The 12667-nt window shown below is 58.4% G+C and carries 10 protein-coding genes; 5 read left to right on the plus strand and 5 right to left on the minus strand.

Features of this window, described 5'->3' with window-relative positions; translation table 11 throughout:
* Positions 1 to 482: 482 nt before the first annotated feature.
* The gene (gene rfbD / locus L6639_RS40905; RefSeq protein ID WP_237867078.1) at positions 483 to 1385 is read right to left on the minus strand and encodes a dTDP-4-dehydrorhamnose reductase; all 903 of its coding nucleotides are present in this window, start codon (positions 1383 to 1385) and stop codon (positions 483 to 485) included.
* Positions 1385 to 1939 carry a dTDP-4-dehydrorhamnose 3,5-epimerase gene (rfbC, locus tag L6639_RS40910; RefSeq protein ID WP_237867079.1) on the minus strand — a complete coding sequence of 185 codons (555 nt, stop codon included), beginning with the start codon at positions 1937 to 1939 and terminating at the stop codon, positions 1385 to 1387. The genes rfbD and rfbC overlap by 1 nt, the downstream gene beginning before the upstream one ends.
* Before the next feature lie 106 nt (positions 1940 to 2045).
* Between rfbC and rfbA the strand changes: the two genes are divergently transcribed.
* The gene (gene rfbA / locus L6639_RS40915) at positions 2046 to 2921 is read left to right on the plus strand and encodes a glucose-1-phosphate thymidylyltransferase RfbA (protein ID WP_237867080.1); all 876 of its coding nucleotides are present in this window, start codon (positions 2046 to 2048) and stop codon (positions 2919 to 2921) included.
* Between the two features lie 24 nt (positions 2922 to 2945).
* Positions 2946 to 4013 carry a dTDP-glucose 4,6-dehydratase gene (gene rfbB, locus L6639_RS40920; RefSeq protein ID WP_237867081.1) on the plus strand — a complete coding sequence of 356 codons (1068 nt, stop codon included), beginning with the start codon at positions 2946 to 2948 and terminating at the stop codon, positions 4011 to 4013.
* A 28-nt stretch (positions 4014 to 4041) separates the two neighbouring features.
* Here rfbB and L6639_RS40925 read toward each other — a convergent pair whose 3' ends face one another.
* Together L6639_RS40925 and L6639_RS40930 are read right to left on the minus strand one after the other, a co-directional pair.
* Entirely contained in the window at positions 4042 to 4812 is a 771-nt protein-coding gene (locus tag L6639_RS40925; RefSeq protein ID WP_237867082.1) for a galactosyltransferase-related protein, read from the minus strand.
* A 297-nt stretch (positions 4813 to 5109) separates the two neighbouring features.
* Positions 5110 to 5430 carry a hypothetical protein gene (locus L6639_RS40930; protein WP_237867083.1) on the minus strand — a complete coding sequence of 107 codons (321 nt, stop codon included), beginning with the start codon at positions 5428 to 5430 and terminating at the stop codon, positions 5110 to 5112.
* Here L6639_RS40930 and L6639_RS40935 point away from each other — a divergent pair.
* Positions 5368 to 8496, plus strand: coding sequence for a tetratricopeptide repeat protein (locus L6639_RS40935; RefSeq protein ID WP_377819223.1), 3129 nt, complete (start codon positions 5368 to 5370; stop codon positions 8494 to 8496). The two genes, L6639_RS40930 and L6639_RS40935, sit on opposite strands and share 63 nt — an antisense overlap.
* 491 nt (positions 8497 to 8987) lie before the next feature.
* Here L6639_RS40935 and L6639_RS40940 read toward each other — a convergent pair whose 3' ends face one another.
* Positions 8988 to 9281: a hypothetical protein gene (locus L6639_RS40940; protein ID WP_237867086.1), complete on the minus strand. Its 294-nt coding sequence runs from the start codon at positions 9279 to 9281 to the stop codon at positions 8988 to 8990.
* Positions 9282 to 10335: 1054 nt separating this feature from the next.
* Between L6639_RS40940 and L6639_RS40945 the strand changes: the two genes are divergently transcribed.
* Both L6639_RS40945 and L6639_RS40950 read left to right on the plus strand, forming a co-directional pair.
* The gene (locus tag L6639_RS40945; RefSeq protein WP_237867088.1) at positions 10336 to 10779 is read left to right on the plus strand and encodes a hypothetical protein; all 444 of its coding nucleotides are present in this window, start codon (positions 10336 to 10338) and stop codon (positions 10777 to 10779) included.
* Positions 10780 to 11099: 320 nt separating this feature from the next.
* The gene (locus L6639_RS40950; protein WP_237867089.1) at positions 11100 to 11816 is read left to right on the plus strand and encodes a class I SAM-dependent methyltransferase; all 717 of its coding nucleotides are present in this window, start codon (positions 11100 to 11102) and stop codon (positions 11814 to 11816) included.
* Positions 11817 to 12667 lie beyond the last annotated feature (851 nt).

Here is a 12667-nt window from a genome sequence, read left to right on the forward strand (position 1 = left end):
ATATTTACTCTAGCCCCACGTCCTCATACCGAATTGAAACTCCCGTTGATATACGGTGAAACAAAATGATTGTAACTTGAGATGTTTTGCAAACACGCGTTTTACGATTTTTCCACTACTCACGAAGGGCCGTCGCAGGGGCCCGCTATCAGCCGACGCTCGGCGATCACGCGAGCGCATCAGATCCGTCCGAGTGGGACCGTATCGACGGGGTTCGGTATCTACGTACTCTGAACGAGCGGAGTGAAGTCGAACGGCGGCAAGTCGACCGGAATTATCCCGCCCTCGTGAGCCAATTAACGCGCGGTCTTCGACATGAAGCTTGTGGCTGCCGACCGCAACTGCGGTTCGGTTTGGAAGCCTTGCAACTTTTCAGGCGCCAACGTTGGAGCCCATCAGGCACGCTCTTGGAGCGACCATAGCTGGAGGCTTCACCCGTGGCCGATAGCGCCCGTTACAGCCACTTCTAACGCAACAGGCAATTAACCAGGCTGAATCAACAGATCGAGCTCACGCTGCAAGGCTTGGTTCCAGCCTGGCATCGAAACACCGAAGGCGTGGCGTAGCCTTGATGCGTCCAGACGCGAGTTGGTCGGTCTAACTGCCTTGGTTGGAAAATCGCTGGTCGAGATTGCCTGGATCGTTACGGCCTTGACGGCCTGCCCTCGGACCTTGAGACCCTCAACAATAGAGGTCGCAAAACCGTGCCAGGTCGTCGTGCCGGCGTTGGCCAAATGAACTAGCCCATCGGCCGCAGCGAAATCTCTCACCAGATCCTCAGCATTTTGGCGCCGATTAATGATGTGCGAAGTCGCCTCGGCGATCGAAGGCGCAGCCGTTGGGGCGCCGAACTGGTCAGCGACCACCCGCAATTCCTCACGCTCGCGCGCCAAGCGCGCCATCGTACGAAGGAAATTCGTCCCCTGCGCGGCGTAGACCCAGGACGTCCGCACGATCAGATGGGGTACGCCTGATGCCTGGATCGCCCGCTCACCCTCCAATTTGCTTCGGCCATAGCTTGAGAGCGGTGCGCATTCGTCGTCCTCGCGCCAGGGGCGTTCACCTGAGCCGTCGAAGACATAGTCCGTCGAAAAGTGGATCAATGGAATGTTGCGCTTGGCGGCCCAAGTCGACATTGCCGCGGGGGCGACTGCGTTGACACGCAATGCGAGTTCCGGCTCGTCTTCGGCGCGATCAACCGCCGTATACGCCGCCGGATTGACAATGAGGTCCGGTGCGAGGCGATCCAACACAGCCGAAATCGTCGCCGGTTGCAAAAGATCGAGTTCAGCACGCTGAGGAGACAACACAGTGTGGGTCTCACCCAACAGAGGCAAAAGCGCGCCTCCGACCTGCCCGCTCGTCCCGGTTAAGAGAATTCGCATCAGACTTGCCCATACCTCGGCAAATTCTTCACCTCGGCAAGAAGCGGCGCTTCTGCATCACGCTGCGCCAATGAAGGATTGGGAACGCCCCAATTGATCCCAATGGCGGGGTCGTTCCATCGGACGACGAGCTCGTTCTTCGGGCTGTAAAGTTCATCGCACTTGTAGAAGAAGTCGGCCGTCTCCGACAGCACAGCGAAGCCGTGTGCGAAGCCTCGAGGGACCCACAATTGCCGACGGTTTTCCTCGCTGAGCTCGACGGCCACGTGCCGCCCGAAATTTGGACTGCCGACACGAACGTCTACGGCCACATCCAGCACCTTGCCGCGCATGACGCTGACGAGCTTGCCTTGCGTCGAGGGATTTTGCAGATGCAAGCCACGAAGCACCCCATAGGATGATCGCGACATGTTATCCTGCACGAACGGGCGGCTAATGCCGTGCTCGACATATCGGCCAAGCTGATATGTTTCGAGGAAGAAGCCACGCTGGTCGCCAAACAGCTTGGGCTCAACGATCAGAACCTCGGGAAGGGCAGTTGCGATAACATTCATATGGTATACGGGGACTGGGGACGCATCTCATTTACTCTAGATCTATAGCGAACTTGTGCAGCGCATTCCATCTGATACGTATTGATTGGTAAATTTGTGAGGAGCCATGAAAGGCATCATTCTCGCCGGTGGAACTGGCTCGCGCCTATACCCCGTGACCACCGTTGTATCCAAGCAACTGCTTCCGGTATTTGACAAACCGATGATCTACTACCCCCTTTCCACGCTGATGCTGGCGGGGATTCGCGACATTCTGATCATCTCGACCCCTCAGGACAAGCCGCTGTTCCAGCGCCTGCTCGGTGACGGATCCGACATCGGCCTTCGCTTCTCTTACGAAAGCCAGGAAACGCCGCGCGGATTGGCCGATGCGTTCGTCGTAGGACGCGATTTCGTTGGTCAAGATTCAGTCGCCCTGATCCTGGGTGACAATATTTTCTACGGTCATGGCTTGCCAGAGATGCTCGCCAATGCCGGCGCGCGCAAAAAAGGCGCAACTGTGTTTGGCTACTATGTGAATACGCCGGAGCAATATGGCGTTGTCGAATTGGATTCGACAGGCCGCGCTCTGTCGATCGAGGAGAAGCCCAAACAACCGAAATCCAACGTCGCAGTCACAGGGCTATATTTTTACGACAACGACGTACTCAATATTGCGGCCAACGTAAAACCGTCGGCGCGTGGCGAGATCGAAATTACCGACGTCAATCGAGCCTATCTTGAGCGCGGCGACCTTTACGTCGAAGTGCTTGGCCGCGGCTTTGCCTGGCTCGATACGGGCACGCATGCCTCGCTCGTCGAAGCCAGCCACTTCGTGCAGATCCTGGAGCAACGCCAGAGCCTGCGCGTTGCCTGCCCCGAGGAAATTGCCTTGCGACAGGGGTACATCTCCTTGGAAGCCTTCGAGAAGGTGGCAGAGAAGACGGCCAAAAGCAGCTACGGCGAGTACTTGCAATCGGTCGCCCGCTCCTTCAAACAATAGTTTTAATCGCGGAGGACGCTCCAGATGCGCTTCAAAGGTTCAACGATCTTCGTCACCGGCGGCGCAGGCTTCATCGGTTCCGCCGTGGTACGGCACCTGCTGCGCGATACCCACGCGCGCGTTGTCAACATCGACAAGCTTACCTATGCGGCAAATCTGGAGTCCTTGCCAGGCGCCGAAGGCAACCCGCACTACCAATTCGAAAAGCAGTGTATTTGTGAAGGCGCCTCGCTTCGCAAATTGTTCGAGAAGTATCAACCTGACGCGGTGATGAACCTTGCCGCGGAGAGCCACGTCGATCGCTCGATCGATGGGCCCGGCGAGTTTGTCCAAACCAACATCGTCGGCACCTTCACGATCCTGCAGGAAGCTCTCCGCCACTGGCGAACTTTGTCTGCGGAGAAACGTGAGGCATTCCGCTTCCTCCACATCTCGACCGATGAAGTCTTCGGTTCGCTTGGTGATGAGGGGCTCTTCACGGAGACCACGGCCTACGCACCGAACTCCCCCTACTCGGCCAGCAAGGCGTCGTCCGACCATCTCGTGCGTGCCTGGCGGGAGACCTACGATCTGCCCACCATGGTGACGAACTGCTCGAACAATTACGGGCCATATCACTTCCCGGAGAAGCTGATCCCGCACATGATCATCAAGGGCCTCGCGGGCGAATCCTTGCCGGTCTATGGCGATGGCACAAATATCCGGGACTGGCTTTACGTCGAAGACCACGCCAAGGCGCTGACCACCGTGCTCGAACGGGGTGCGATTGGCGAGACATACAATGTTGGCGGCCGCAATGAGCGAACGAACCTGCAAGTCGTGCAGACAATCTGCGATTTGCTGGATGGCATGGCACCGACAGCCGAAGGCTCGCGCCGCCGCCTTATTTCATTCGTCACTGACCGCCCCGGGCACGATCGGCGCTATGCCATCGACGCTTCAAAGCTGGAGCGCGAACTCGGTTGGCGGGCGGAAGAGACTTTCGAAAGCGGGATCGAGAAGACGGTGCGTTGGTATCTCGATCAGAAGCCGTGGTGGACGGCCATTCTGGAGCGGGGATACACGGCCAAGCGCGTGGGCATCAAGCAGTAGACGTTCGGCTTCAGCCACACGCCAGGCTTTAAGCGTCAGACGTTTGCGGCCGATGAAGCGGCTCAACGAGGATGTGCTCAACGACAATGTTGCCGCTTCGCTCCAATTGACGTCGCGCATGTATTTTCTGAACGCTTGTCAGGTTCGATAATCCGTCACGCTGCCAGAAGTCGTCGATCTTGCGCTTGCGAATGAACCCTTGCGCCACTTGCTCAAGCCAGAGATCCAGGTAGCGAGATCTGTTCTTCACATGTGCTGGCGTGGGCTTTCCGTCCGGAAGGCTCCCAGCGTCAGTATGGGGCAGTCGCCGGAAGCGACCTGACCGGTGCTCTATGGTGCAACCAGCACGCAAGAGCCGCTCTCGAAGGTCAACATCTTCGAAACCCCATCCCCAATAGTCATTCGAAAACCCGTTCGCCGCGCTAAAATGTGCCTTGTCCATTAAAACGACAGCGCTAAAAAGCTGTCGAATGAATTCAGGAGTGAAGCTGGCGTGAAGTCCGTCCGATATCACCATGGCCGGCCGCTCTGACCGACGATAGTCGGCCTGTTCCGGCAGCAGGTCTACGTCATGGAAACAGATATAATCCACATCCGGCGCCAGTGCCTGAAATCCTGCGTTGTTAACGAAGCCGCGATTGAACGGAAGATCGCCGGCCTGCTCCGAAACCATGACCCGAACGGTAACGGCTGAGCAAATCGGATCACGGTCAAAGAAGGCCTGCAAATGCGGAACGAAAGCGGCCAGGTGTTCCGCCCGGTCGCGATAGGGAACAATGATCCCCAATGTTGTCGACATTCTCGCCCGCCCAATCCGCGCTTTAATGAAAATGGCTGCCAGTCCAGTATCCCACAGTAGATAAATGCCAATTATTCCCTTCAAGATACAACTGGGTTATGCACGTTTGAGGCGGCAAGAGACCGCATTTGGGCCGAGATTAACCCTTCAGATGCGGGTCCATTTTTGCTGAGATAAGACCGTGCTAAATACCGTGATCTGTCGGCCATTATCGGACCAGCTCCCCCAATTTGCTCAATGCAAGCACCTATCCAAAACAGCGAGACAACCGAGCAGCTTCCGGGGCCTCCCACGCCTTCAGCTGCCGAATCCGCGCGGAGCCTGATCGAGCAAGGCCGCCAACTCCGGAAAGACAATAATCGTGTCGGATCGCTTGCACTGTTCGCGCAAGCTACCGAGGCTGATCCTTCGAACGCAACTGCTGCAATCGAATGCGGTTATGATCATCTTCATCTGGTCCAAATCCCAGAGGCAAGGGTCGCCTTCGAACGCGGTCTTGAACTCGAAGCGGATAACAAGGCAGGTCTGATCGGTCTCGGTCACACCTTTCGGCATCTGCGCGACCTCGAAGAGGCCGAGCGCTGCTTTCAGCGCGTACTTGAGCTCGAGCCGAGTCACGCGGGCGCGTCCATGGGGCTCGGCTATACCTTGAAGTCGCTCGGTCGCAACGACCAGGCGCTTGAGGCCTTCCTGTCGGCCGCAAAGACCGCTCCCACCAGCACCGCCGCGAAGACCGAAGCTGCGAACATACTTCGCGAGACGAATCGAGCCGACGACGCGATTGCTCTGTTGCAGGACGTCGTCGGACAGGAGCCGTCAAATCCGGGACATCTTTCCGCGTTTGCGCGTCTGCTGAAGCAAACCGGGCGCAATCTCGAGGCGGCAGAGGCGTTTCGAAAACTCGTTGCGGTTGATCCAAACAACACGACCTATCGCATAGAGCTAGGTCATATTCTTCGTGACATCGAGGCCCTCGATGAAGCGCTCGAAGTGCTGGACGCGGTCGTCGAGCGTGAACCTGCAAATGCCAGCGCCTGGGTCGCGCTGGGCTGGCTGCATCGGAAGACTGCCAAGCCCGACCTCGCCGCGGATGCATTCCGGCGCGCGGTGGATTTGCAGCCCACCCATGCCGGATCGCTGCACGCGCTCGGCATCATCGAACGCGACCGCGGCAACCATGAGGCTTCCCTCGGCTGTTTCAACCGCGCGCGCGAGGCCGACCCAAAGGCACTCTATATTCGGCTCGAGATCTGCAACTCGCTGCGCAATCTTGGACGCTTCGACGACGCCGTGCTGCAGTATCGCGAGGCGCTCGAGCTTTGGCCGGCATCGCGAGAGCTGCATCTGGGACTGGGTTACGCATTGCGAAGCGCCGGGCGCAGCGAAGAAGCACTTGCCGCGTTTGATGCGGCAGCGCAAGACGATTTGGCACACCCCAATGGCTCCATTGAGGCCGGCCACGTCCTTCTTAAGCTCGGTCGACCCGCCGATTCGGCGGAGCGCTTTCGAGAAGCGCTCAGGCGCGCGCCGGGCAATGCGTCGGCCCTGGTCGGCCTCAGCTACGCAATTCGCCGTCTGGGTCAGCTGGAGCCGGCCGAGACGGCGCTGCGGGAGGTGCTCGCCGCACAGCCAGGCCATGGCGGCGCCCGCGTGGCGCTTGGTCATCTGCTGGATTCTCAATACCGGTTGGATGAAGCAGCCGCGTTATTCGCGGAAGTGATCGCCAGCCAACCCGATCACGCCGATAGCCACGCGGCGCTCGGCAACATCCATCGACGCCAGGGCAATCGCGATGCAGCACTCGCATCGTTCAGGCGGGCAGCCGATGCCGAGCCGGCCAACGAGATTCGGCTGCTCGACATCGCCGTTGAACTTAGGGACCTCGGCCGGCTGGACGAATGCGCAGGGGTGATCGACCGGGTGCTGGCCTCGGCTCCGACGGAAGCACGCGCCCTCATGCAACGCGGGCAGCTGCTGCGCCGGCAGGACCGTCGGGCCGACGCGTTGGCGGTGTTCGAGCAGCTCATCTCCTATCACCCTGACAACGCCCAGGCGATGGTGGAAGCGGCGGCTGAAGAGCGTGCACTTGGCCGCCCGCAGCTTGCAAAGCAGTGGCTCGACAAGGCTCTTGCCACCGAGACCGAACACGTCGGCGCGCTGGTCGCGCTCGCCGAACTCGCCATGCAGAGCGACGATGCGGAAGCAGCGCTTGGCCTCTATCGGCGCGCCGCCGCCGCCCACCCGACGAATGTCTGGGCGTGGCTCGGCGGTGCCCGGGCTGCCTTCGAGACGGGTTTGCGCGATGACGCCTTCCGGATGATCATGGAAGCGCGGGAGCGGCTCGGATCGCATCCCGAGATGGCCGGCATGGAAATCGAGCTGCTGCGTCAACTGCGGGAATGGACCCGGGCGCAACAGACCATCGATCAGGCCATGGCCGAGGCCCCCCGCCCGAATTTCTGGCTTTGGTCGCACAAGGTCCAGATCGCGACGATGACCGGCGACTATGCCCTGGCCGAGCAGGAGCTTAATGGCGCGACCCCCGCCTCGAGCGTGACCGACCATGCGCGGGTCGAATTGCTTCGCGGACAGCTTGCGGAAGCCAGGTTCGCCTACGGCGAGGCGATCCCCGCCTATCAGGAGGCGATTGGCCTCAATCCCGGCGATGCATGGGCCCATTTCGAACTCGCGCGCGCGGCATTGATGAGCCTCGACATCGATACATCGCGCAAGGCGCTCGCGAACTTCATTCGTGTCAGCCGATCCTCGCTTCTCCTCAAGGGCCAGTCTCTCAGCCCGTCGCAAAATCATGTCGGGCAATTGCTCGACGAGTTTGTGCTGGATGCCGATGCCCTGGCGGAATTGCAAGGCATCATGTCCGGCGATGCCGCAGCGCGGTTCGGCCGATTGCGCGCGATGCTCGCGGGCTATCCGGACTACACGCCGGCCGCCATGCTCCTGGCGATTGCGCTCCGCCAGAACGGCCAGTTCGCTGTATCGCCATCGTCGGACCCGCGAGCCGAGAGTCCGATCCCGCGGCACATCGTCCAATTCTGGGATCGGGATCCGCCAGACGACGTCACCGGGCTCATGGCATCGTGGCGGGAGCTCAACCCCAATCACCGCTGGACCTGTTTCGATAACGACAGCGCGCGGGAATTCTTGAGGCGTGAATTCGGTGTGCAGGTCCTTCGTGCCTACGATCGCGCCGTCGTGCCGGCTCAACAGGCCGATCTGTTCCGCCTCGCCTGGCTTGCGGCGCGCGGCGGCATCTATGCCGATGCCGACGACCGATGCCTTGCACCGATCGACAGCTATCTTCATCCGGAAGCAACACTGGCCGTTCACCAGGAGAACTACGGTTCGATCGGCAACAATTTCATCGCTGTGACGCCAGAGCATCCTGTCATCGTTCGCGCCCTCGACTTGGGCACGGCGGCCATGAACCGCGGCGATACCGATCTGGTCTGGCTTTCAACCGGCCCGGGCCTGTTGACCCGAGCCTTCGCTCTGGAGTGGGCAAGCGGACGTCCGGGTGGACTTCTTCGGCGGACCCAGGTGCTCGACCTCGGCCATCTCCAACGCGTGATCGGCATCCACTGCCCCGTCAGATACAAGTCGACCGACCGGCACTGGAGCCGTACCGCCTTCCGGCGCGACCGCCGCAAGGGCAAGTCGAGCTAGGCAGGTTTCAGAGCAGCTGCTGTCTGTATCTTGGACATCTTATCGAGCGCGCATGTTTGGCCCATCTATCTCGTGGGCTTGCGCAGTCGAACCCCGACGCGCCCTCCGCCAGCGCGAGGTGAAGACCCGGTATTTGGCGGGCGAGATCGGAATTGGTTTTGCGGGGACATGCGATGCGAAGGGCTGAATCCTCGAGGGCACGGCTGTTGCAGGCAAGCGCAGCATTAGGTTCGAGGCTCGTCTGGAATTAATCTGCGCCGCTCGGGGACACTAAAGGCGGCGTCGGCTCATGACTGACGCTGCTTATCTCGAAGCTCCCCCGGCCTGGCTACTGGTATGGCCGCATGAGGCCCTCCAGGTTGAAGACCGCCATTTGCTCCTAAGGAATAAGTGAAGAGGTGGCGTGAATCCAACCGCCGACGTCAAAGGCTCACGCTAGATGGCTTCGAATTTGGCATTCTGCTGCCAGCACATGCGACAGGGCGCTGCTGTCAGTTGTCCAACCCACCGCTGCACATAAGCCCATAGGTCCCTCCTCTTCCCCCGTGAAGATCTTTCATCAACGAAACTGTGATGTCGCACACGTTCTTGTGTGGGTTTTCACTGCATAGCTTGAGCAGCGGGACGATTTTATCTTCCGATCGAGTCAGTGCGTAGCCTGTTATCGAAGCACAGGCCATGTCCGCTTTAGACGCGAGTTCCGGCGCAATAATATCAAACTGAGCTTTCGCGTTGCTCGGAAAGGACAAAACCAAGCACGCAAACATAATTCCCCGGATGCTCATGGGCGACACTCTCAACTAATGAGGCGAGAGCGTAATCTGCCCTCAGTCACCGAAAATGCCGGGAGCCGAGCGATGATATGCAAATCCTAGCTCAATATCCTTGCTTGGTCCACTAAACTTGATGAACTGCTATCGGTTTGGTGAACGGTGATTTTTTCACCCCACAGGATGCGACTGGACAACATGCGCCGTTGTCGGCTGGATGCCTCTCAGGCTCGTGCCATCGAACGATGACGCCACGGTTCAGAGAATAGCTATTCGCCACGCATGCGAAATCCCCAGCGCGGAATTCAATGATTTGCAAATCACGGAGGTGCAGCTTGGCTGACGTCCTCATTTTGGGAACCTCCACGACCGCATTGGACGTCTTCTCGGTTACTCTGATCTACTCGCCGTTTCCAAGGTAGGAACGCCACTCAAACAAAAATGTTGTTGACCTGGTCTGTGGCGCGAGATCTTCGCACCATCCACCCGGAACGGCCTGCCGTCTAACGCGCGTACGGCGGCGGGCCGGTTTTCGTTGCAACTCAACAGTGGGGACCCGTATCGTAGTCATGATGCGTATAAAATCTTTGTTTGAAACACTTCCCTCAACAAATTACTTCTCTCGAACTTACCGCGCGGAGCGACGTCAGTTTGGTCTTCTGGAAATAACCGGGCAAAGTGCATAAATTTTTGCCCTCCGAATTGCGCCAAACTCGGCAAATGGCCCTTAAACATGGAGGCGCTTGCACGAAATTCCCGCCCGGTGCCGCGGCATTTGCGAGTATGTCCCCCGGGAAACATTCAGAATCGGCCGGCAAGGTCGCAAGGACGACGGGGACGAAACCGGCTCTCATCGCTGCAGCGCGAGTTTATGTTTAACCACAGGATATTTTGCTCCTAAATATCTTTCAGCGGTCGAGCCTGTGGGCTGGCCGCGTGCCCCAGAAACCCCGGCAAACAATGACTATTCGCAACGGTGGTGTTGAACCGTCGCCGCGGCTTGCTTTGATCTGGGACGTTCCTCTCAGGATAAAGTCTTGCTCCGAAGCGCCGACCTGGGAGCAAGATCATGCCAACCGACGGCGAGGCGAAACAGAGACTGGAAGCTGAACCCTATCGGGTCGGCTACAAGAAACTTCCGTTGGATGCGCGCTTTGGCGCGCAGCGCCAGCCTAGCGCAAGGGCGTCAGAGCGCACTAAGGTCGACATCGCCGCCCTCCTCGATGAGCCGTTGCAGGTCAAGAGCAAGGGCAAGAGGACGAAGATGCATCTTCACGAGGCCACCCTGCATGGCCTGTTCAAGCGCGTGCTTAAGGGCGAGACCGGCGCCATCCAGCAATTTCTGGACTATTGCCGGCGCGCCGCGGTGTTCGAGCCGAATGTGTTCGCGTCGTCGGGGCAGGTGATCGGAGTGCCGAACGACGTGCCGGCCGATACCGGAAGCCTTTTGCTCCAGAAAGTCGGCCCGCCACCTTGGGATGCGGAGATCCTCAAGCCTACGACTAGCATCTAGCTTTCTTCTGGCGCAGACTTCGCTTAAGGCGCCAATAAAGCAGGCCTCACTTGGGCGCCGAGCTGTCTCGTGCAGTCAGCTGCGTGATAAGGAGAAGCTATATGACGTTTTCGCATAGGAAACGAGCTGCAAGCTTATCGAAGCAAATTACCAAATCGATAATCGGACCCCGACTTCTTAACTTACGCTTTCTATCCGGCTCCCATCTAGCCTATAGGCCTGGGCATTTTTATTCTCCTATTTGCAACGCGGACGATCTCGCCCGACATTATCGAGACCCGCAAGCTCCTTCCCAGGCTGTCGCTTTGCCGGGAATTGCGTTGAATGAAAGTGCGCAACGCCATTTGTGGGACCAGTGGCGCCCATTCTTGGCAGAGATGCCATTTAAAGCAACGCCACAACCGAGCTTTCGATATTATTTCGATAACCCGAATTTCGGCCCCGGTGATGCAACCGTACTATATTGCATGCTGCGTTACTTCAATCCAAAGCGCCTAATTGAGATTGGGTCGGGCTATTCTTCGGCGTGCGCGCTCGATACCATCGACCAGCATCTCAGCACGGGAGTCCAATGTACATTCATCGAGCCCTTTCCCGAGCTGTTGCTGAGCTTGTTGAAACCATCTGACTTGAGCCACGTTCAAATCATCAACAAGCCGGTGCAGGAGACAGACATCGAGATGTTCGATGTTCTCGATGAGAATGACATTCTTTTTATCGATTCATCGCATGTCCTAAAGACCGGATCGGACGTCAACTTTGAACTCTTTGAAATACTTCCGCGGTTAAAAAAGGGCGTTATTGTCCACATACATGACATCCACTACCCATTTGAATACCCGAGGGAATGGGTCATCGAACGCAACTATTCGTGGAACGAGGTTTATGCTGTACGGGCATTTCTGATGTACAATAATTCGTTTGATGTTCTATTTTTCAACGATCAGTTCGGGCACCTTTTCGGTGATCTCGTTGCAAGAGATGCGCCAGCGATGTTAACAAACCATGGCGGCGGCTTGTGGCTCTATCGCGGATGACCATCCTGCCTCAGCCGCTGCATCAACAAGGAATGGCGTGCCAAGTCGGTCGAGGTCGAACTCTTCGAGCTAGACCGGTTACGCCGCCACTTCATTTCGAGAACCAACACTCGGCTACACGCGTCTCTGATCGACGTTATCGAAGACTATGTCGAGCAGATTACGGGCGACCGGACTGGGTTACACGTCAAAAACTACGCATCGGATGCGGGACCGCCGCGAGAGGCCAAAGCGCGTTGCTCGCAGTGCGCAGCCCACAAGCAAATCCTTTGCGGCCAACGGCATCTCATTAGGAACTTCCCGTACCTGCCAATGATTGCCCTGTTCAAATCGGAAGGAATCAGCATGGTTCGGACATCAACAATCATCGCAGTCGCCTGGTTAGCACTTTCATCCGGCGCATTAGCTCAAGGCGGGGGCGGAGGTGGTGGTGGAGGCACCGGCGGCGCGGGCGCTGGTAGCTCGTCGGGTAGTTCCGGCGCTGCCAACGGCGGATCCTCGAGTGCGACCGGACAGAGCGGAGCCGGAACTCAATCCTCTACAACTGGCGGGACCGACCAGTCGACGACGACTGGTGGTGTCAGCCAGTCGTCTACAGGCAACAGCGCCTCGTCGAACACGACGAAAAGCACCGACCCCAACGCGCCGGGAGGCTTGCCTGCAACCCCGCAAGCCAGACGTAATGCAGGGGCGGGCACCGCGCCAAATGGGCTGCCGATCGGCTCGCCCGGATCTGGCCCAGGCTCGCCTGAACAACCTATCGATTCACGCCGTTAAAGCGGGATGGTTTTAGTCTGAATCGATTTGGGATTCCCAAATCAGTTAGTTTCTGATTCACCATGCTGGCTGGA

It is taken from the genome of Bradyrhizobium zhengyangense (assembly GCF_022012555.1).
Taxonomy (GTDB): domain Bacteria; phylum Pseudomonadota; class Alphaproteobacteria; order Rhizobiales; family Xanthobacteraceae; genus Bradyrhizobium; species Bradyrhizobium zhengyangense.

What these genes read in the sequence shown, in the direction of transcription:
- rfbD (WP_237867078.1), bottom strand. Translation starts at nt 1,385, where the DNA reads ATGCGAATTCTCTTAACCGGGACGAGCGGGCAGGTCGGAGGCGCGCTT.
- rfbC (WP_237867079.1), bottom strand. Translation starts at nt 1,939, where the DNA reads ATGAATGTTATCGCAACTGCCCTTCCCGAGGTTCTGATCGTTGAGCCC.
- rfbA (WP_237867080.1), top strand. Translation starts at nt 2,046, where the DNA reads ATGAAAGGCATCATTCTCGCCGGTGGAACTGGCTCGCGCCTATACCCC.
- rfbB (WP_237867081.1), top strand. Translation starts at nt 2,946, where the DNA reads ATGCGCTTCAAAGGTTCAACGATCTTCGTCACCGGCGGCGCAGGCTTC.
- L6639_RS40925 (WP_237867082.1), bottom strand. Translation starts at nt 4,812, where the DNA reads ATGTCGACAACATTGGGGATCATTGTTCCCTATCGCGACCGGGCGGAA.
- L6639_RS40940 (WP_237867086.1), bottom strand. Translation starts at nt 9,281, where the DNA reads ATGAGCATCCGGGGAATTATGTTTGCGTGCTTGGTTTTGTCCTTTCCG.
- L6639_RS40945 (WP_237867088.1), top strand. Translation starts at nt 10,336, where the DNA reads ATGCCAACCGACGGCGAGGCGAAACAGAGACTGGAAGCTGAACCCTAT.